10 protein-coding genes and 1 pseudogene are annotated in these 21,961 nt (G+C 45.1%); 3 read left to right on the top strand and 8 right to left on the bottom strand.

The features are described from left to right. Positions 1 to 6: 6 nt before the first annotated feature. The 4 genes from INE92_RS19095 to INE92_RS19080 are packed head-to-tail and all read right to left on the bottom strand — an operon-like array spanning position 7 to position 8,911. Positions 7 to 1,938, bottom strand: a complete 1,932-nt coding sequence (locus tag INE92_RS19095; RefSeq protein WP_074707060.1) for a heparinase II/III domain-containing protein — start codon at positions 1,936 to 1,938, stop codon at positions 7 to 9. Positions 1,939 to 1,962: 24 nt separating this feature from the next. After that, positions 1,963 to 3,777: a heparinase II/III domain-containing protein gene (locus tag INE92_RS19090; protein ID WP_004316113.1), complete on the bottom strand. Its 1,815-nt coding sequence runs from the start codon at positions 3,775 to 3,777 to the stop codon at positions 1,963 to 1,965. A 20-nt stretch (positions 3,778 to 3,797) separates the two neighbouring features. After that, complete coding sequence (locus INE92_RS19085; RefSeq protein WP_195436343.1) at positions 3,798 to 5,609, bottom strand: RagB/SusD family nutrient uptake outer membrane protein; 1,812 nt, start codon at positions 5,607 to 5,609, stop codon at positions 3,798 to 3,800. Between the two features lie 29 nt (positions 5,610 to 5,638). After that, entirely contained in the window at positions 5,639 to 8,911 is a 3,273-nt protein-coding gene (locus tag INE92_RS19080) for a SusC/RagA family TonB-linked outer membrane protein (protein WP_195436344.1), read from the bottom strand. Positions 8,912 to 9,177: 266 nt separating this feature from the next. On the opposite strand from INE92_RS19080, the gene INE92_RS19075 reads away from it, so the two are divergent. After that, positions 9,178 to 10,611: a sialate O-acetylesterase gene (locus INE92_RS19075; RefSeq protein WP_195436345.1), complete on the top strand. Its 1,434-nt coding sequence runs from the start codon at positions 9,178 to 9,180 to the stop codon at positions 10,609 to 10,611. 167 nt (positions 10,612 to 10,778) lie between these two features. Continuing rightward, entirely contained in the window at positions 10,779 to 14,789 is a 4,011-nt protein-coding gene (locus INE92_RS19070; protein WP_195436346.1) for a hybrid sensor histidine kinase/response regulator transcription factor, read from the top strand. Here INE92_RS19070 and INE92_RS19065 read toward each other — a convergent pair. Next, a complete protein-coding gene (locus INE92_RS19065; protein ID WP_195436347.1) occupies positions 14,729 to 16,006 on the bottom strand; it encodes an ATP-binding protein in 1,278 nt (425 codons plus the stop codon). The two genes, INE92_RS19070 and INE92_RS19065, sit on opposite strands and share 61 nt — an antisense overlap. A 176-nt stretch (positions 16,007 to 16,182) precedes the next feature. Between INE92_RS19065 and INE92_RS27285 the strand changes: the two are divergent. Then, positions 16,183 to 16,362 (top strand): annotated as a pseudogene (locus INE92_RS27285) (helix-turn-helix domain-containing protein); the annotation flags it as partial. A 210-nt stretch (positions 16,363 to 16,572) separates the two neighbouring features. On the opposite strand, the gene INE92_RS19055 reads toward INE92_RS27285, so the two are convergent. The 3 genes from INE92_RS19055 to INE92_RS19045 all read right to left on the bottom strand — a co-directional run bounded on the left by INE92_RS19055 (position 16,573) and on the right by INE92_RS19045 (position 21,947). After that, positions 16,573 to 17,346: a radical SAM protein gene (locus INE92_RS19055; protein WP_004298756.1), complete on the bottom strand. Its 774-nt coding sequence runs from the start codon at positions 17,344 to 17,346 to the stop codon at positions 16,573 to 16,575. A gap of 115 nt (positions 17,347 to 17,461) precedes the next feature. Continuing rightward, on the bottom strand, positions 17,462 to 19,573 hold the full coding sequence (locus INE92_RS19050; RefSeq protein WP_195436348.1) for a DUF5117 and DUF5118 domain-containing protein: 2,112 nt from the start codon (positions 19,571 to 19,573) through the stop codon (positions 17,462 to 17,464). A 25-nt stretch (positions 19,574 to 19,598) separates the two neighbouring features. Next, positions 19,599 to 21,947, bottom strand: a complete 2,349-nt coding sequence (locus tag INE92_RS19045; protein WP_195436349.1) for a zinc-dependent metalloprotease — start codon at positions 21,945 to 21,947, stop codon at positions 19,599 to 19,601. Positions 21,948 to 21,961: the final 14 nt, after the last annotated feature.

Raw genomic sequence — 21,961 nt, 5'->3', positions numbered from 1 at the left:
TCTTTTTTATTTAGGGGACAGGGTTGTGGTAAATGTGACGGTCTGATTGGCGGTGACCGTTGCTTCAAAGCCGACCATATAGGTGCCCGGATTAGCCTGGTCATAAAAGTTCTCACTGGTGGTACTCCATTGCTTGTAGGTAGGCTTCACGCTTCCGCTGGCTGTGAGATACATCACTTTGCTTCCGTTCGTTAGTACAATGCGGTTACTTTCCACCGTCGGAACGGCAGGCGTCACCATACACCAGCGCACTTTGGCGGATTTATCTGTTCTCGCCTTGATCTCATCCATAACCACTAAATCTTTATCGTTCACGATTTTCACGGTACGGGTAGCGGACGCCGCCTGATCGGACACTACTTCAGTCAGATCGAAAGTGGCTCCCAATTCCGTAGCGGTATTGATAGTAGTAGTCAGTGTAGCCACCCCATTTACCCGGTGACGGGCGTCGTTGATTGAAATCGTGCTATGATTCAAGTTATTCAGGCGGAATACATCCCAACGCATCGAGTTCTGTCCCATATCCCAAAGATTACCACCCAAAGCTGACAATTTCGACTCGAGCGTTGTATAACTTTGCAGACCGAAATCCATCGACCAGCGCACTCCATACGCGTCGTACACAAACGAACCAGCATCCATGTGTCCGTGGCTCGAACCTGCCTTTCCACCTTTGATTCCGAGGTATTTATCCGTATCGGTGTACGTCCAGTCGGTATGTACCATCACTACGGGCGTTTCCCCTTTTCCACTCCATAGTTTATTGGAAGGAGCGGAGATTGCGTCCAGATTCAGATTATTGGCAAACGCCATAATCATCGGCAACAGGCGGTTTTCGGCACAGGAAGCGTATTCGCCGTTCTTCAGCATTTTCAGCTCATTATATAATAAGGATGGATTACTGTATTTATCGGCAAACCACCACGAAGCCAATGCCGCAGTAGAAGAGGGAGCACAGTCGGAATAATTAAAGAACTTGCTGTTCAAGCCTGTCATATACAGCATATACTCTGCCGTTTTGGAGAATCCCGGTGTATCGGAAAGCCCGTTATCCGTGCCGAGCGTACTGTTGAGGGCGGCAAGCATCAATACCTGATAGAGCGTGCCGTAACACCAGTAACCGCTACCCTCCGGATAGTTGCCGTCTGGAGAATACATCACTTCCAATGCAGGTTTATTAGATTCTAATGCCTTTTCAATCATGTCCTTTGCTTCGGAAGGATTGTTTTCATAAGAAGCCAGTGCCGCACAGACCAGTCCGCCATTGCAGACCTGGTTCCAGTTGTTGGTGGCTTCGTAGAAGTTGAGGTTCCAGTTCTTGTTCTGCGCCTGTTGGAAGGCAAACTTCAACAGTGCGTTGGCCGCTTTTGTACGGGTGGCTGCACTTAGTTCGTTGTAGAGCCAGTCGTAGCCGAACGCAACAGCCGTAGCCATTTCGCCCACATCGAGAAAGTGACGTTTCGAGTTCCAGTCGGGAAAGTTGCAGACAGCGTTCATATCCGTTTCCGCTTTAGTCAGGTATTTGGTATCGCCGGTCATCCGGTAGGCATAAGCACAGGTGAAAATACGCAGTAACGCGTCGCGGGACACATCGAGGATACGTTTGTTGCTGGCATCCAATTTATAAGTCAGTGCCGTGGCGTTCATCCCTTTACTGTTGCATACACTCATAATGGTATTATGGAGCAAGGTCAGATTGGCACTCGAATTGGCATCCACTTTGGCTTTCAACGCAGTGAAGGCCTCGGCGTTCATCAACAGGCGGGGATGATTGTCCGCAGTCAGTTTGGAATAATCCAGTCCGCCCTCCGGCTCCGTGGGATTCGGTTTCTCATGGGTAGATCCCGGACGGAATCTGTTCTCATCTTCATCGGAACAACTAACGGCTGTTCCTACAAAGAAAGCTATGATGATTGTTTTAAAAAGAATCGTTTTCATGGTTCAATGAATTTATTTGTATTACTACTTCAAAGGAATAAGTCGTACTTTCAGTTGCGAGGCACGATTGGCAGGAATCACCGTCTCAAAACCCACGCGGATGGTTCCCGGATTGCGGAAATCATATTCATGCGGGGGCACGTTCGACCAGGTTTTCATTTCTACTTCCGTATCGGCATCTACCGTCAATAGCATCCGTTGTCCGTCTTTGGTTAATTCCATCCGGTTCTTGCCCGTTATTTTGGCTTCCGCCGGAGTGACCATGATCCAGGATACGGCAGCTTCCTTGTCCCCCGTCTCCAACCGGTCGGTTACTTCCAGATGGTCTTTCTGATCCAATATCACGGTGCGGACGACTTTCTTCACGCTGTTGGCAAACACACTCGACAGGTCTACTTCCGCCCCTTTCTGTTTCTTCGACTCGAAAGTACGGGTGATCGGAGCATTACTCTTTACCAAATGGCGTTCGCCGTTAATCGTCAGGGTGTTGTGAGCGATATTGCTTAGCCGGAATACTTCCCAGCGTTGTCCGTTCTGCGACATATTCCACAGGTCTACTCCCTTACTTTCGAGCGTGATGTAACTCTGCATACCCAAGTCCATCGCCCAACGCACCCCGTCTCTCTCGAAGATAAACGAACCGGCATCCATGTGCGCATGAGAGGTAGAAGGCGAACCGCCTTTCACTCCCAGATAGGTATCTTCCTTGCTGTCCCATCCGCCACGGTAGATAAACACAGGCGTATCTCCTCGACTGAACCAAAAGTTTCTCTTCGGCTTGCCGATATGCTTCAAATCGAGCTGCGAACAGAACACCAGCAGGCTGGGCAGTAAACGGTCTTCGGCAAACTGCATATCCGGCCGGTCGAGATACTGACGTTCGATCCACAACAGGGAAAGGTCTTTCGCTTTGCCTGCAAACCAAAACATCATCATGTTGCACTCCGCCTCTACCGGAGAGTCCGAGAAACAGAAACAATCTCCGCCCGGAGCCGTCATATACTGCATGAAACGGGCAGACTCCATGAAACCGGGGGCTTGGGAGAGCCCATTGTCTGTGCCGAAAGCACTTTCGAGCGCAGCAATGAGCATTACCTGAAAACTTGTCCCGTACCCCCAATATCCGAATCCTTCGGGATAACCTCCGTCGGGGCCATAACCTACCATCGCTTTCGGATTTGTCTCCATGCATTTCTCTATGATGCCTTTCGATACTTCCGGAATCTCTTCAAAAAGAGCCAGCGCGCCATACGCCAATCCACTATTACATACGGAATTCCAGTTGTTCTTAGCTGTATAGAACCAGGCATGACGGGTGTTCTTTGCCGCGTCGAAGCCTTTCGCGATGATTGCTTCGCGCACTACCCGGCGGGTGTCGGGCTGCAAAGAATCGTACAGCCAGTCATAACCGATAGCCAATGCCATTACCATCTCACCCACATCCAGGAAATGAGTGGGGTTCCAGTCGGTGAAACGACTGACGGCCAGCATCTCCTGTTCCGCACGGTGAGCATATTTCTTATCTCCCGTCATACGGTAAGCGTATGAGAGGTAATAGATACGCTTCAATGCGATGCGCGAAATCGCCAGCAGGCGTTTACCCTCTTTGATACGTTCCACAGGCTGTTCCGTAAGTGTCCGGTCGCAAAGTTCCATGATCCGCTGGTGAACAGTGGCCAACGGGGGATACTCCGCAATGGCTTTCCTGATGGCTTCTTCTCCTCCCGCCGGCAATAACAACCGGGGATGAGGCGCTATCTTGCCATAATCAAACTGTTGCGCAACTACACCCGTGTAACCGGATACAAAAATGAGTAATAGTAAAAGTATTTTCTTCATCCTTATTCAAATCTTTATGATTAATACGCCCAACCACTTCGTTTAGTCAGGTTCGGGTTCTTTTGCGTTTCAACAATAGGAGCAGTCCACGGCCACATGTAATCGGTGTAATACCAGTTATACTCTGCCAGTTCGCCCCACCAGGATTTGCCGCCATTGATGTCTTTCCCCTGGAATTTGGTTTCTTTGTAGGTTCCCCAACGTACTTCATCGAAGAAGTTGATTCCTTCCAGGCAGAATTCCACGCGACGTTCGTAACGTATCCTTTCGAGCATGTCTTCTTTTCCGTTCACTGCGCACGGACCGCTTCCACCCTCTGTCAGTGCAGGCATGTGGGCACGGGTACGTACTTTATTCACCAGGCGGATGGCTTCTCCCATCTGATCGGTCTGCGCCAATGCTTCGGCATACTGCAACAATACATCAGTATAGCGAATCAACGGCCAGTCGGTATGGCAACGGCTCCGGCTAATCAAACGGCCTTTCTCAAACTCATTGTACTTGCGATAGCAGTAGAAAGCAGAAGTACGTTTATCGAGCCAGAAGTCTCCACCATTCGTGCCCTGTTCCTTCAACGGCCAACGGAGTTGTTTACCGATCTGGTTGGCATCTCCTGCATAATTAGGCTTGTAGCAGTCTACCGGCACATAAGGAGTGACGACGGTCTGTTGCAGACGCGGGTCACGACTGTTATACGCCTTTTTGATGCGGGCTTCATTACCGCTGTTCAGGTAATATTTCTGATAGATATCTTCGCCTACCCGTTTGATAAGCGCATTCTTTTGTGAGGACATGGATTCCAGTCCGTCACGGCAGAAGAAGATTTCACGCTGTTTTGGAGTCAGCAAGTCCCAGTCTTGCAGGCCGTCTACTTCCGACCATTTGAAGTCCGATCCGTCGGCGTTCTTATAGTAGTCCACAAAGTCTGCGGAAGGTTTTATTTCCGTCCAGCCATCATACGTATCGCGAGCGCCAGTCATTTGCTGAATGTTATCACAATAACCGGTTTCTTCGCTGAACTGGAGCGAGAAGATCATTTCTTTGTCTTTCTCGTTTTCATATTTGAAGAAGTCGGCATATTCGCCTGTCCACAAGCCATAACCACACGTTTCCACTTCTTTGAAATCGTTGCCTGCTTCCTTGTATTGCTTCTTCCACATATATACCATACCACGCAGGGCATAAGCGGCACCTTTAGAAGGACGGCCGTAGTTTTCATTCAGCGTGTTATTGGGGAAATCGGGATTGTTGATGCAATACGTCAAATCATCCAGAATCACTTGCCATACCTCATCCACCGAAGATTGGCCACGGGTACAGTCTTCATTATTGATGGGTTCCAGATAAACGGGAACACCCTGATAAAGCATATTCAGACGATTGTACGCCCAGGCACGGAGGAAACGGGCTTCGCATTGGTAACGTGCCAGTTTATTAGCGCTCATATCTGCTTTATGCAGATTGGCAATCGCATCGTTACACGCATGGATGATGGTGTAACAGAACTTCCATTCATACCACACCTGAAAGTCATTGGCAGGCTTGGTAGCCAGCGAAAGCAGTTCCACCGGATAGTTGTTGGAATAATAATCGGTTGCAAAGCTCATGGCTTCGATTCCCTGACGGTTCAGTCCGTCGGCACGGCGAAGCTGGGTGGAGGAGAGTTGGGTGGCATAGAACGGGAAGTAGAGTCCTGCCATTCCCTTGTCGGCAAGCTCCTCCGTGGTCCACATGTTTTCACTTGCTATTTGGTCTTCCGGAGCCACATCGAGAATATCCATGCAGGAGGTAGCCGCCAGCGCCATCGTTAAAATCATTAATATCTTTTTCATATCAGATTCTGTTTTTTAGTTCTACATCATTAAAAGGTAATCTGTCCGCCAAAAGAGATCTGACGCATCAACGGATAACCGATAGCAGTTCCTATTTCCGGATCGAGTCCCGGATAACTGGTGATCGTCAGGATATTGTCCATCGACACGAAAGCACGGAGCTTATTAACAAAGAACTTGCTGGAAATCCGTTGCGGCAACGTATAGCCGATCTGGATATTCTTCAACTTGAAGTAGTCGCCCTTATATTCGTTCCAGTCGCTCTGGATTCTGTTATTATAGGTAGTACCGTATGTCAGGCGGGGATATTTGCCCCACTGGTTGGTACGCGGATCGTCCGGGTTGGAAGGATCGAAGAAGTAATGGTTATCGGCGATATGCTCGATAATGCCATATCCGTGGCTGACCAGTGTCGAGTTGTAGTAATCCGTATTCCAGTTGAGGTAATGCCCGAAAGCTCCCGACCATAACATGGAGAAATCAATGTTCTTGTAAGAGAAAGCACAGTTGAAACCCAGATTGAATTTCGGGACACTGGTGTGTCCGGAGAAATCCCGGTCGTTGGTATCGCCGTAGTTCATATCACCGTTGCTGTCGGCATAGAGTATGTCACCATACCAAAGCTGGTCTTTGGCAACCGTCTTCATTCCTCCGAACGAATAACCGGAGTCAATCATGGCCTGCACCCATACCATATCTCCTTTCGTACGTATCATTCCGTCCTTCGGTCCCGCATGGATATCCACCGCACCTCCGGTATAGCCTTCGCCGGAACCTCTGTACACCTTATACATATAGGTTTCTCCCAGTTGGCGGCCTTCGCAGATGTAGCCTCCGAAACCAGATTCAGACACATCACTGAAGTTGTTGACATAGCTCACTTTGTTTCCCTGTGCATCATACGTCCAGTATTTCTGGAGTTCGCCTTTGAACTTCATCACTTTGTTGGCGTTGAAAGAGAAGTTCATACCCACCCGGTATTCGAAATCTTTTCCGATACGGTCGTTCCAGTTGAGGGTAAATTCAACACCACGGTTGCGCACTTCACCCAAATTCTCGGGAGCAGAGCCTACAACACCCATCGAAAGATAGAGTTCGGGATGGTAGAGAATGTCCGAAGTATACTTATTATAATAGTCTATCTCACCCGTCAGGCGGTGGTTGAAGAAGCCGAAATCAAGTCCGATGTCGGTGGTGGCGGTACTTTCCCAATGCAGCTTGTCGTTGCTTAGTTTCTTGCGTACCAATCCTTTGGTTCCTTCACCGTCGATTACAACATTGCCTGTGGCGTAGTTTGCCTGCCAGTCGTAGTTGCCCGTTGAGTTGTTACCTGTCTTTCCCCAGGAAACACGGAGTTTCAGGTTAGAGAGATAGTCCGATGCTCCCTGCATGAACGATTCTTCCGAAATACGCCATCCACCGGAGAACGAGGGGAAATATCCCCAACGCTGGTTCACACCGAAACGGGAGGAGGCATCGGCACGAAGGTTGGCTTCGAAGAGATAACGCCCTTTATATCCGTAGTTGACACGGCCGAAATAAGAGAGCAATCCCCATTTGGCAGGTGCCGAGCTGGAAGAGCTGACGAGCGTCTCGTAAGTGCTTAGTTCGTTCAGCGTCCAGTCCGTAGCGCCTTTACGGGAAACGGCAAAGCTCTTGCTGTAATATTCCTGTGCAGAATATCCGAGCAGTGCGCCCAGATCGTGGTCTTTCTTGATGGTTGTATTGTAGCGTACCAGTATTTCGGCACTCTGACGCCAGGTGCGTGCGCTCGTATTGGTGATGGAAGCGTTCTCCAACGCGCTTTCGCTGACACGCTGGTCGGTGACGTAGTCCCAATAACCATTTTGGCGGCTATAAGAAGACTTGTCGGTGAATGTCGGCGAATAGTTGAAAGTACCTTCAATGTTGAGCCCTTTATAGGGAGTGATAATTCCGTAGACTGATGCGTTGAGACGCCATACGGTATTGAAACCGGTGGCTCCTGCCATCTGACCGAAGATATTATTGGCATTGGAAGATTCTTCGCTGGCTAGCGCGGCACGTCCCCAGTAGTTCGGTTCGCCGGGATATACACCCGGAGTGGTCTGATAGAGATACTTGAATCCGTTGCTGATATTAGCCATCCCGTAATCTTGCTTTTGTCCGTAGAGACGGGTGCCGACGGTCATCCATTTCACTATCTTGGCTTCCAGGTTGGTACGGAAATTGATTTTCTGCGTACTTGAGTCGAGGTTCCAGCGGTTCATGACTCCCTGATTGTCGAGATAGCCTAAGGAAAGCATGTATTTCACTTTCTCCGAACTGCCGGAGACAGACAGGTTGTGCTCTTGCGAATATCCGGTGTCGAATACTTCGTCGAACCAATCGGTGTTGGGATAAGCCACGTAATTGGGTACTCCGTACTCGTTCAACCCGTTCGGATCGGCAGAAGCAGCCCTCCAGCGGTCGATGCTTTCCTGCGAGAAGATGCCTTTGGTATTCACATTGTCGCAAGCCTCGTTCACCAGTCCCATATAACGGGCATAGTCGCTTACGAAAGAGAGGTTGTTGTAGGGCATCTGCACGACTCCCGAATAAGAATAGGAGATTTGCGGTTTACCTTTTCCGCTTTTGGTGGTGATGAGGATCACTCCGTTAGCGGCACGCGTACCGTAAATAGCTGTTGAGGCAGCGTCTTTCAGTACGGAGATACTTTCAATGTCGTTGGGGTTCACGTTGTCCATGCTCCATTCAATACCGTCTACCAGTACCAATGGGGAGTTGGTATTGAACGTACCGTTACCACGCACGCGGATGGTGGCACCGTCCGAGCCGGGTTGTCCCGAAGCTTGTGTGACGTTCATACCGGCGGCGAGTCCCGAAAGGGCGGAAGAAACACTCATGATGGGTCGTCCTTCCGTCTGGTCGGCAAAGTTGATGGAAGTCACGGAACCGGTCAGATTCACTTTCTTCTGTACACCGTAGCCCACTACCACTACTTCATCCAATACTTTCGTTTCCACTTTCATCTGTACATCGAGTTTCGTACGCCCGTTCAGGGGAAGCGTGGTGGTCTGATAACCAATGTAACTGAAAGAAACGGAAGGTTTGGCAGAAGTTGTTTTTAAGGTATAGTGTCCGTTCAGGTCTGTCAGGACACCGTTTGTTGTACCTACTTCGACGACGGAAACACCCGGAAGGGTTTCTCCATTCTCATCGATCACTACTCCACTTACCGTGGCAGATGTTTGTGCCCACACCACATCTGTCAGTAAAAAGAGCGAAGCCAATAAAAATAATAGATAATGCTTCTTTTTCATTTTATTAGATTTAATGAAACAATTAGGTTGTTAAATACTCACCCTGCAAAGAAATGGGATATTTAGCCAATCTAATAATACTGTTTAGGCGATTGATGCCACTAATTAAGAAAATTCAGCGGAGAATGAAAAGGAAAAACAAGCTTTTAAGATTTCGACCAGCTTTTATCAGAAAATGACTAGCTAGTTTTATTCCATATTTAAAAATAGGTTGTATTTTTGCCTGATACCTAATAATTATTCGTCGAATATCTAATAAAAACAGTATGAAAAAACATTTTCTACTTCTTATTTTATCACTTTTATTCCTGCCGATTGCACAAGGCAAAGTAAAACTCCCTGCAATGATGGGAGATCACATGGTACTTCAACAGAACAGCTCCGTTAAGTTATGGGGTTGGGCGGATGGCAAAAAAGTAACTGTCACCACTTCGTGGAACAACCGGACTTATCAGGCATCTACGGATAAAGACGGGGCCTGGCTGGTAAAAGTAGACACTCCCGAAGGAGGATATACTCCTTATTTTATTACGATCAGTGACGGCACTCCGGTCACTCTCTCGGATATACTGATAGGGGAGGTGTGGATCTGCTCCGGACAGTCGAACATGGAAATGCGTATGATGGGAAATGCAGCACAACCCATTGACCACTCACTTGAAACGCTGCTGAACTCGGGAAATTATCGCGACCGTATTCGTTTTATTACCGTACCGAGAACCAATGATACAGAACGCCGCACGGATTTCGAGAAAAGAAAATGGGAAGTATCGTCACCCGAAACGAGCATTGATTGCAGTGCCGCCGCCTATTTCTTTGCCCGCCAACTGACTGAAAGTCTCCATCTCCCGGTAGGACTGGTTATCAACAGTTGGGGAGGTTCGGCGATTGAAGCATGGATGGATGAACCGACATTGAAAACCGTGGAAGGTATGAACATTGAAGCTGCCAAAAATCCTAAAAGAGGGGTGCACCAGCGTTTGGAATGTCTGTACAACTCGATGTTATGGCCTGTTAAGAACTTCACGGCACGCGGTTTCCTTTGGTATCAGGGAGAATCGAATATATCCAACTATCAATTCTATGCTCCGATGATGACTGCTATGGTGCAGCTATGGAGAAATGTATGGGAGGCTCCCGATATGCCTTTCTATTATGTGCAGATTGCTCCTCATAAATATAAGGACAGCCGTGATACAGGGGCCGCTCTATTGCGGGAAGCACAGATGGAAGCACTGAAAACAATTCCTAATTCGGGCATGGTGCCTACTACGGATATTGGTGATGAATTCTGTATCCATCCGCCACAGAAGGATGTAGTAGGGCTTCGGTTGGCTACACTTGCATTGACTAAAACATACGGTATCCGCCGGTTACCATCCAACGGTCCGACGATGACCAAAGTGGACTATGCGGACAAAAAGGCCATAGTGACATTCGATAATGCACCTGCGGGGTTGTTCCCTACTTTCTCCGAACTGGAAGGATTTGAGATTGCGGGAGCGGACAAGAAGTTCTATCCGGCGAAAGCAAAGATTGTAGGACGTACCAACACAGTAGAAGTGTGGAGTGAAGAGGTAGCCCAACCGGTTGCCGTGCGCTATGCTTTCCGTAATTATGTGGGAAATATCACGCTGCGGAATACTTTCGGATTGAGTGCTTTCCCATTCCGCACAGATACGTGGGATGACGTGAAATAAAGGCTTCTACAAAGGGGGTAATTACCCTGTTTACAGGAGCTATAGATCCAATCTGTTGGGTATATATGCCCTGCGTGTTGGGTATATAGATCCAACGTATTGGACATATAGATCCAATACGCAGGATATATAGCTCCTGCAAACAGGGGATATAAAGAAAGGAAACTATGAAACGATCCATCTTATCCATATGTATATTGTTGGCATCGGTTTCTCTGGTCTTCGCCAATATCTACAAGAAATATGACGTTAGATCGGGGTTATCGGGCAACTGTGTCCGGAGCATCCTTCAGGATAGCATCGGATATATGTGGTTTGCAACGCAGGACGGGCTGAATCGTTTCAACGGCATCGAGTTCACCAACTACGGACATTCGTCAGAAAACGGCGGAAACAGCTATATGAATATAGTAACGATCTGCCGCCATCAGGATAACAATCAGATTTGGGTGGCCAGTACGGAGAAGCTGTATTTATTCGATTCGTGGGAAGAGAAGTTCTCCGTATTCGATAAACAGACGGAAGACGGGGCATCAGTCAACAGCGTCTTCGGAATGGCATACGACAATGACGGGCAGTTATGGATCGGAACAACCAACGGGCTGTTTGTCTACAACGAGAAAAAAGGTACGTTGAGGCAATATCTGCATTCTCTTTCCGATCCTCATTCACTGCCGGATAATCACATATGGGTGATTTATAACGACTCGTTCGGGACTATCTGGATAGGTACCCGGAATGGGCTGGCGAAATACAACCAACGCACGGACAACTTCACAGGGTATATATCCGAGGACACTTCTTTCGGACGTCCTGCCTGCAACGAGATTATCTCTTTGATGGAAAGTTCGCAGGGAGTATTATGGGCGGGTACATGGTACGGGGGACTGGCACGTTTCAATAAAGAGACAGGGCAATTCCGCTATTACTTCGGAGAAGGGGACACGCTTACCATTCCGCGCATCCGCACCTTGTTTCAACGAACAGCCAACTCTTTCTATCTCGGCTCCGACGACGGACTTTATACATTCAACACCACGACAGGAGAATGTCTGCCTACCGACGACGAACAAAATAAAGAAAGTATCTATGCCTGTTATCAGGATAGGGAAGGGGGAATCTGGATCGGGACTTATTTCAGTGGAGTGAGTTACCTGTCTCCCAAGCATAAGGATATCGAGTGGTATTATCCCAATGGTACGGAAAATTCTCTTTCGGGAAATGTAATCAGCCAATTCTGCGAAGATCCCGACGGTAACATCTGGATTGCTACCGAAGACGGGGGGCTGAATCTCTTTGATCCCCGCACGAAAAAGTTCAAAAACCATCTGTTGAGAAGCAGTAACCCTAACATCGGTTATCACAATATCCATGCACTACTATACAATGAAGGAAAATTGTGGATTGGCAGTTTCTCACGGGGATTATATATCCTGGATACTCAAACGGGAAAAATGAAAAACTATCGCCATAACCGCGCAAACCCACATTCAATTCCTAACGACCATATCTACTCCATCTATCAAACGAAGGATGGCAGCATTTATCTGGGAACGCTTTCCGGATTCTGCCGGTATGACCCGGAAAGTGACTCTTTCCGAACATTGGAACCTTTAAGCCATATCTTTATCTACGATATGGTTGAAGACCAACATGGGGACATGTGGCTGGCAAGCAAAAGGGACGGCATTTGGCGTTACAACCGCCAAACCGGTAAATTGCACAACTATCGCAACGACCCGGCAAATCCTGATTCTCCTTGCAGCAACTGGGTAATCCGTGTGTATATTGATCATAAACAGCATCTATGGTTCTGTACCGAAGGCGGTGGTATCTGCCGTTATCACTATCAGGAGGACCGTTTTGAAAACTTCTCTACCAAAGAGAATCTGCCAAACAATATCATCTATGGCATACTGGACGACCAATCGGGTAACTATTGGCTTTCTTCCAACAGGGGACTGATCCGGTATGAGCCGCAGAACAAACGGGCACAGCTCTATACCATCGAGGACGGATTACAAAGCAACCAGTTCAATTTCCGCTCTTCCCTGCAAGCCAGTGACGGGAAATTCTATTTCGGTGGAGTGAACGGGTTCAATAGTTTCTATCCGTTCAAATTATCGATTAATAAGGTAAGACCTACGGCGTCTATCTCGGCGGTATATATGCACAGCCCCGACGACAAAGTAAGCCTTAGCAAGCGTATACCTGCTCTTAGCGGACAAGTAACGATTCCTTATCAGGTGGTATCGTTCGACATCGCATTCGAAAGTCTTAGTTATGTGGCTCCCAGCAAGAATTTATATGCCTACAAACTGGACGGTATTCACAAAGAATGGATATATACGGATAAACATAACGTATCTTTTCTCAACCTGCCTCCGGGTGAATATACTTTCCGTGTGAAAGCCAGTAACAACGATGAATATTGGAGCAATGACGACTGTTGCCTGCATATTGAAATTCTTCCTCCACCCTGGAAGACCATTTATGCCAAGATTTTCTATTTACTAATAGCGTGTGGCCTCGCATATTTCCTGATACAGCTTTATTTGCGTAAACAGCAGGCTGTGAAAGCAAGAAAGATGAAAGAGATGGAACAAATCAAGAATCAGGAATTGTTCCAGTCGAAAATTACATTCTTCACCCAAGTGGCACATGAAATCAAGACTCCGGTTAGTCTTATCAAAGCTCCGCTGGAAGCGATTTTGGAAACACATGAATGGAACAGTGAAGTGGAAAGCAACCTGTCTGTGATACAAAAGAATACCAACCGGCTGATGGAGCTTATCAAACAATTGCTCGACTTCCGCAAAGTGGACAAGGAAGGTTATACGCTTTCATTCAATGAAGTGGATATCAACCGGATGATAGAGGACATCATCGACCGTTTCCGTGCCATCTCCCTGACCGGAATCTCTTTCAGTGTCTCCCTGCCGAAAGAACATCTGCAATATAATGTAGACCAGGAGGCGCTGACTAAAATTGTCAGCAACCTGCTGACGAATGCCATGAAATATGCCCGCACCCGCATTATGGTGATTTTGGACGAACATCTGTCTGCAGAAGGGCGTACGCTCTCCTTGTGTGTACGCGACGACGGTCCGGGTATTCCGCAAGAGGAATGCAGCAAGGTTTTCGAACCGTTTTATCAAGTGGGAAACACAGGAAACAACGGTTCGGGAGTAGGAATCGGATTGAGTCTCGTCAAATTGTTGGTGGAAAAGCATAAAGGAAAGGTTTATATCAATCCCGGCTATACGGAAGGATGCGAAGTATGTGTGGAAATTCCGTATTTGGAGAAAAGCATCTCTGTCAGCCCCTCCATTACTTCCATGCCCGACAAGGTTCCCGCTTTGGAGGAAGAAGGCGAACCCGCCGGTTACTCTCTTTTAGTAGTGGAAGACACAACGGATATGCTGGAGTTTCTGGCTAAGAATCTGGGAAATACCTACACCATCCATACAGCCGCCAATGGCAAGGAAGCCTTGGAATGTCTGGAGACAACGACAGTAGATCTTATTATCAGTGACATCGTCATGCCTCACATGGACGGATTCGAATTATTAAAGTCCATCCGTTCCGACAATATGCTTTGCCATATCCCGTTTATCCTGCTTTCGGCACTCGACAGCATCGATTCAAAAATTGCGGGTCTTGACTATGGCGCGGACGCTTATATAGAAAAGCCTTTCTCGCTAAGTCACATGAAAGCCACCATCAATAATCTGCTGGAAAACCGGCGCATGCTGTTCAACCACTTTACAACTGTTCCGAATATGTCATACGACCAGACATTAATGAACAAAACAGACGTGAAATGGCTGAACACGATCAATGAAATCATTACCCGCAATTTCACCAATGAAGAATTTACCATCGATAAGATGGCAGAGGAGATGGCTATCAGCCGTTCCAACTTACAGCGCAAATTGAAAGGGCTGACCGGAATGCCACCCAATGATTATATCCGGTTGATACGGCTCAAAACAGCCGGAGAACTGCTGCGTGAAGGAGAATACCGGATCAATGAGGTTTGTTTCATTGTAGGATTCAATAATCCTTCGTACTTTGCCCGTTGCTTTCAGAAGCAGTTCGGGATATTGCCGAAAGATTATGTGAAAGGTGGTGACATAACCCATTCCCAAAAGGGAACAACTTCAATATCCCCATAAGTTTCCTTCTGGTTGTAAGTAAGCAGGGTCTTCTTTTCGAGCATCACATTTTCCAGTTCGAATCCGTACAGTTCACGTTTCAGGTTCATGTCATTCAGTTCATAGCAAACCTGAAAGCCATAAGCTTTCCCGTTTTTATACGCCAAAAAATCACATTCCGTCTTACTATTGTCGAATGAAATATTCATATACCCTTTATTTCTCAGCTCATTATAAACAAGATTCTCCAAGGCACTACCACTTTGCGGAGAATAACGAAAGACATTGGCTGAAACCAAGCCATTGTCAATGAAATAACACTTATGCTGGGAACGGGAAGTCTCTTTCAAAGAATAAGAAAAGTTACGTACATCGACGCAAATATAACTGTCACACAAAAAGTTGAGATAGGACGCAACTGTATTTTCATTGCTTTTCAGTGCCTTACCCACAGCCGGTATAGAAAAACGACTCCCCATATTCTGCATCAAGTAACTGACCAGACGAAAGAACAAATGGGTGTCACGTATGCCACTATAAACGATGCAATCCTTCTGCACAATGGATTCGAAATAGCTTTTCAATAATTCCTGTTTGATGTCCTCATCAGCATCACCCAATACGATTTCAGGAAAACAACCTGTAGAAAGGACATTGTCCATGATACGCAGAACTTTCGGTGTTTGGGTATAACAATCAAGCAAAGTCGTTATTCCTTGCGAACAAAAAACTTCCCGAACAGAAAACGGACGCACTTCATTCTCGAAATAACGACCGGACAACAAGGCGGAAAAACGGTTCTGTAACAATTGCGAGTTAGACCCCGTAATATATATCTTTTCAAATATCTCAGTGTCATAAGCACTCTTTATGAATATCTCCCAATCACATAAATGTTGTACTTCATCCAAAAACAGGAATTTCACTTTCTCTCCCGTCAGACGTTCTGCATTTTCAATCACGCCGAATAATTTGGAGGAATCATCCCAAAATGGAATGAACTGCGGATCATCCAAATTAAGTACAAGAATCGACTTACCGCTCACTCCTGATTGCAACAGGTCATTAATTAATAGTTTGAAGACAGTAGATTTGCCACAACGACGTACACCGGTCAGTATCTGAACATGACGCATCGTTTTCTTTTTCAAAAGATTGTCCATGATGTCTCTCGGACACAAGTGATCAAACATTTTGCCATTCCATTGGGCATTCTGGCGTATCAGGGTCTTTTCCATACCAAAATCAGTTTTTTAATAACCTTCAATTCATGCAAATATAAGAACTTTATTTTGTTTACCTAATTATGTTTCCTGTAAATAATCATTTTACCGAAACATAGTTAGGTAAACAAGTCCTTTAATCTGAAAAGAGTGTTCTTTATAAAGAACGTTTTGCAGATAACACTTGGCGTAAATACCGGATCAATGAGGTTTGTTTCATTGTAGGATTCAATAATCCTTCGTACTTTGCCCGTTGCTTTCAGAAGCAGTTCGGGATATTGCCGAAAGATTATGTGAAGAAAGGAAACATTATCAGGGAAGTACACATTCTCAAGCATTCTCACTGCGATGAGAAAAAATACTCATTATAATGAGAAAAAACTCTCACTGCAATGAGAACTTTTTCTCATCGAAGTGAGAATATACCCTTGTCAGAATAGGCTGAAACAGCTCATGAAGCCAATAAAAGGGCGAGCAATAGAATAGGAAGTATAAAACTTCTGAATTCTATAGGTTCGCCCTCTTATATTAATTTTCTTACGTATTATCAAGAAGAAATATATCCCTGTTTAAATTATATTTTAATAAGAAGCTGTTGCCGGAATACCTTCCTTTTCCAATAAAGCCACAATACGGTCTAACTCTTCATGCGTAGCCTTTTGCAAATCGTGGTCGGGAGTCTCCCGGTCAATCGTATAAATCATCACTTGACGGGGAGCGATTTCTTTCACTGCTTCTATCCAGGGGAGCACATACTTGTCGGATGTATTATCCATGTCTTTTCCCTGATAACCTCCTTTCAGAAACATCGTCTGTACGATACAGTTTCCTTTGAACTCTTTCATTCTTTCGATGATCTTCTTAACAGAATATTTTCCGTTAGGACGATCCAACAGATGAATGTATTCTTCATCCACCGTATCCAGTTTCAGGATATTATTATCTATCTTGTTCAGTGCTTCGAATACGGCAGGACGGTCGATAAATGTAGAGTTACTCAATACGCTTACTTTTGCTTTTGGGAAATACTTGTCGCGAAGCGCAAGTGTATCTTCTATGATTTCCGGGAAATGGGGATGCGCAGTCGGTTCACCGTTTCCGGCAAATGTCAGTACATCGGGAGCAGGGCCGTTTGCCTGCATGTCTTTCAGTTTCTCTTCGAGAGCCGTGCGGACTTCTTCACGGGTAGGAAGAAGTTTCTTCGTACGATGTTCGGCATTGAAACCACACTCACAATAAATGCAGTCGAATGAACAAACCTTACCGTCGTCCGGCAATAAATTGATTCCCAATGAAACGCCCAAACGGCGGGAATGAATAGGGCCGAAGATGGGTGAAGGAAAAATAATAGTCATCTTATTCTAATTATTTATTCATAAATCATAGCAAAGATAACCCAAAACTTATAGGTTATTCTATCTGTACGACCATTTTTTCATCATCCCAAACAAATTATTACTCTAACGCCACTCAAGAAACCACACGGAAATATTGATCCATTCTTCTCAAAAGCAGAATATACATATCACGTACTTCCCTTTGGGAATGTGTCGTGCTAAGCTCCTCCAGTCTATCGTGCAGACTATGCAATTCGTTCGTTAAACGTTTCTTTATACTATTATGTTCAGTAGCTTCCTGCATAATATCCAGCCATGCTTCCAAACATATCAGCTGAATATCCATCTGTTCATAACTAACGGCTGACTGCGGATCAAAACCATTAAACAACCCCTTATAAAGATCCCGGAAAAAATCAATATCGTCATACCCCTTCCGGTCACTCTGCAACGCCTGCAATCGAAGAGCTGAAATTGTCTTTACACTCAACAATTGTTTGAACAACTTCGCCAGTTCCGGATACAGAAGATTGTTTCTTGTTTCCAACAAATTCTCTTTTACATAGGTACATTCCATCTTTTTAACAGAATGAAATAAATAGTTGTCCAAATCAAGCATTGCCTGACGCTGCGCATCTGCCGGTTGAGAACTACCCACCACCTTTGCCATTTCCATCAGATAACTCCCATACAGACGAATAGCTTTTCTGTATATATCAGTGAGCGAACTCCCTTTATCGTATTTCTTCCCCTTATACACAATCTTATCCAACCGACTCACTACAGTCTGTAAATCCGATATTTTGACCGCATAATCTTCTGGAAATGAAGAATTAGAATTCTCCTTCCCTGATGGTTGGAATAAACGAATGTGATCTGGTAAATTATGATCTATCCATTGGCGGAGCTTCTCCCGTTCATCATAACAATTTTGGTCTCCTTTGAAAGGATGATAGCCAAAATAAATAGTCCGGCAATCATCATCTCCAACTTTTAAAGTCTTTCCACACGAGCTTTTCGATAAACTTCTGCGCAAACCTAAAAGATATCCAATTTCTTCCGTTATTTCATTTTGCAACAATTCTTTTTCCACTTCTTTAGAATAACGGTCAGCCAGAATACGCGAATCCGAGGCACCGCAACTTAACAGATAGTCGTCTAATTTTCCTTTTAGGAATCCATGTCCGATATTCAGACGACATGAAAGTATTTCTCCGGTACGAGGATGACAGATAAAGTCACTTTTGATCCCCGGTATTCTTAAATCATAAGATATAAAAGCACGTTGTTCCGCCGGAATTATCTTTCGGTCTGCATACCTTACTTGTAAAGCATCATGAATACCTGCTTTATGGAAGGCGGTATTCCATGCTTCCACTCCTTCCTTTACTGCCTGGAAGTATTCCTTCGGAAAAAGAGTGTCTACATAGAAAGTAAGCGGTTGTGACATATCCCAACGAAGAATCAATGAATCTTCTACCATACAATAAGGATTTTGCGAGTAATCTTTGAAACTCAATGTCCGGTAAGGTATTCTGTAATCTGCCAAGCGGATCTGATCTTTTTTCAGAGGTAGCAAGCGTACTGCACAAGTGACTTCCAAAGGCATACTACCTTCAGGCAATATAATGGCAGAACTGGACAGCATATATCTTTCTGCTTCAACTCCATGATAGCGCCTGACCGTAAACGACACACCTTCCTTAAAAGGATGTATTTTCATTATTTCCGACAGTTCCGGAACCAAGGAACGAATAAAACTATCATTATAGCTGAACCAGTCATCGCCAGTCATCAGATACTCTGTTATCCGAATAATAGCTCCCTGCTCTTTTGAATAGGCCACCACTGGATAACTTTTACCGGCAGGTTGCATATTTGACAACGAGAAAGATTGCTGATATGTGCTTTTTTCATCTAAAATACGCTCTGTATAAAACGGTTTTTGAAAGCAAATTGTAGCTTTATCCGGAGATATAATACGCACTACTCCCAGTCCGTCAACCGGACGATTCAACAAATCAAACCCTCGGTCTATCTGTCCACTGACTTCAATTTCCCGCCCGATATATTTTTCGGGTATTTCCAAATAGATTTCTTTTTCCGCTACATACACAGGAAACACACCGTCGATCTTATCCATCCCGGCAACAAAAAACTCGTCAAATGACTTGACGGAATCCTGTGCCTGAAGCAAAACTGTGACACACAACAATATACCAATCACATATCTTCTTCTCTTCATGAATTTCTTTATTTACTTTTCATCATTAAAACAAAATACTATCTACAAGAAACATTGCCCGTTTTTTGGCAACCGGATCCGTAATCTTATGGCTATAATCAAGACTTTCCTCCTTTATTCTATTCAAAGCCTGCATAATGGAAACCAATAATCTCGACGAAGTTATCTTTTCTGATCTATCCAACAATTTAACAAGTTTACTCACATAAAGCAGCTGCACTTTATACTTGGCGTCACTTACAGGAATATTGTCAGCCCATTCGGCAAATAATTCTTTATGTATGCTTTCCAAAAACTCATCTACAGACAACATATCCTCACAAACATTCTCCGTTCTTTCCACTTCCCGGAGGGAACGAATCATTTCCGACATCAGCTCTTCATAAAAGCGATCGAACTCCCGACTACCGTTTATTTCTAATTTAGCGGTAAGTTTTTCATCAAACATCCACACAGGCGGTTGTAATATATAAGCCTGTATAAAGCTCATAACCTTCTTATTGTAATCGGCTTTTTCGGGTATGTAAATATTCTCATCATCCGGCTCAGCAAGACGCTTTCCACCCAAATGAGACAAAACGTGCTGTACCCACTGTTTATAATGCTCCAATACCGCTTCATAACGCCCCTGTAATACACGCAAAGACGTTTTATCCGTCACATTCCAGACATCCGGATGTTCACACAAATATTTCAAGTTCTCTATTCCCTGTGTATTAACCATAACATGGTCATTACCCAAATCTTCTGCCTGAGCCCTTACATCCATTCTGCCCGAAAAATGTAATGAGGGATCTTTCTGTTTTTCCTGATTCCAAAGGGTCCTGTTCTTTTCTCTTTCAGAAGCATCTTTACCCGGAAATATACGGTAGCCCCATTCAATAGCCCACTTATCATATTCGCCGACACGTACCCTCCTGTTTCTCAAATCAACTTTATCTTGAGGACGCAAAGCATAATTACACCGCACATAATCCATAATGGAACTACCAATACTATATTGACTTAAAAAGTCATTATCACGTAATTGATCGATGGAGTAATGAGAACTACCCAGAAAGTTATGTTCCAATCCTAATGTATGACCCACTTCATGTGTCAGCACTTGTTTTATCTGTTCGTATTGCAAAGAGTCCGGCAGCTCTATATTCCATGCCTGCGGATCATTCGCTCCACATTGAGCAAAATACCATTTCTGTTCCAAATTCAAGACACTGCAAAAAATACCGATGTGGCAAGCAATAATCTCACCGGACCGGGGTTCGCATGGAGTCGGTCCATAAGCGTTATTTTGTCCTGATATCTTCCATGAGATGAACGGATAAGTACTGTCATAAATACTAAAATCAGGATCTTCCTCAACGGTAGGAGCCAGCCGCGCATCAATGGCGTTCTTAAATCCAGCTTTCTCGAAAGCCGGACGCCAGTCACGCACCGCTTCAATGATACAGTCGATGTACTTTTCCGGTGTATTACGATCTATATAAAAAATAATAGGTTGTATGGGTTCTACCAGTTCCCCCCTCATGTATCTTTCTTCATCTTCCGCCCTTATTTCCAGCCGCCACCGTTTGACAACAGATTTCCGAATAGCAGGCTGATTCCCTTGAAAACACTCCTTGCTGATAGAAAAATAAGCTCCGGTATTTGCAGCAACTGCCTCCAACGGTCTTTTTGACAGTAATTTTATGCAGATACCTGTATCCCAGTCTCCAATATAAGAAGGTGCAACAGGCTTACCTGGTATTTTCATTGACGAACTTCGATAAACTCGTGATGCGTGTATCAACAAGCGGTTGTCATATCCTTTAATTTCCTTGATATAATCTTTCTCTCTTAAACGCGTACCTATCAATAAATCAAAAGATACAATATCAAGAGTAAACAAAGGAAAATCTTTTAATACTTCACCAATCTCTATCAAGCTGCTTCCCTGATTCCTAGCTTTAATCGGTAATATCTTATAAAGCCTTTCGTTCCCACGTTGGGCGGCGATTTTTGCATACGTTCCTTCAGGATTTTCTATCACCCTCTCATATTGTGGATCCATCATCCACAACTCGTCACCCTGTTTACGGAAACTGAAAAATACCGGACCTATCATGTCACCCGCATATCCGAATTTCTTTTCCATATCCCGGTCCGGACGGGCAGGAGCTGTCAGGATAGTTGTCGTTACGGCAAACTCACGTCCAATCAATGAATCCGGGATTTCCCAATAGATATGTTTATCACTTCGGTAGGTAGTAAACATACCGGGAATAACTTCCACTGGTGCTTCTTCTTTAATAAAAGTTGTAATACTTTGCTGTTGCCCGTACAGACAAGTACAGACAACAGCAAGAAATACTGCACCGATAATTCCTTTTAGCATAAAGACCGGTTTAT

Source organism: Bacteroides xylanisolvens, assembly GCF_018289135.1.
Lineage (GTDB): Bacteria > Bacteroidota > Bacteroidia > Bacteroidales > Bacteroidaceae > Bacteroides > Bacteroides xylanisolvens.
Note: the sequence above shows the minus strand (reverse complement) of the source record. Positions and strands in the feature narration are given on the sequence as shown.

Bases quoted from the DNA above. Each gene is read 5' to 3' on its own strand.
- INE92_RS19075 (WP_195436345.1), top strand. From the start codon at position 9,178: ATGAAAAAACATTTTCTACTTCTTATTTTATCACTTTTATTCCTGCCG.
- INE92_RS19090 (WP_004316113.1), bottom strand. From the start codon at position 3,777: ATGAAGAAAATACTTTTACTATTACTCATTTTTGTATCCGGTTACACG.
- INE92_RS19085 (WP_195436343.1), bottom strand. From the start codon at position 5,609: ATGAAAAAGATATTAATGATTTTAACGATGGCGCTGGCGGCTACCTCC.
- INE92_RS19065 (WP_195436347.1), bottom strand. From the start codon at position 16,006: ATGGAAAAGACCCTGATACGCCAGAATGCCCAATGGAATGGCAAAATG.
- INE92_RS19095 (WP_074707060.1), bottom strand. From the start codon at position 1,938: ATGAAAACGATTCTTTTTAAAACAATCATCATAGCTTTCTTTGTAGGA.
- INE92_RS19050 (WP_195436348.1), bottom strand. From the start codon at position 19,573: ATGAAGAGAAGAAGATATGTGATTGGTATATTGTTGTGTGTCACAGTT.
- INE92_RS19055 (WP_004298756.1), bottom strand. From the start codon at position 17,346: ATGACTATTATTTTTCCTTCACCCATCTTCGGCCCTATTCATTCCCGC.
- INE92_RS19045 (WP_195436349.1), bottom strand. From the start codon at position 21,947: ATGCTAAAAGGAATTATCGGTGCAGTATTTCTTGCTGTTGTCTGTACT.
- INE92_RS19080 (WP_195436344.1), bottom strand. From the start codon at position 8,911: ATGAAAAAGAAGCATTATCTATTATTTTTATTGGCTTCGCTCTTTTTA.
- INE92_RS19070 (WP_195436346.1), top strand. From the start codon at position 10,779: ATGAAACGATCCATCTTATCCATATGTATATTGTTGGCATCGGTTTCT.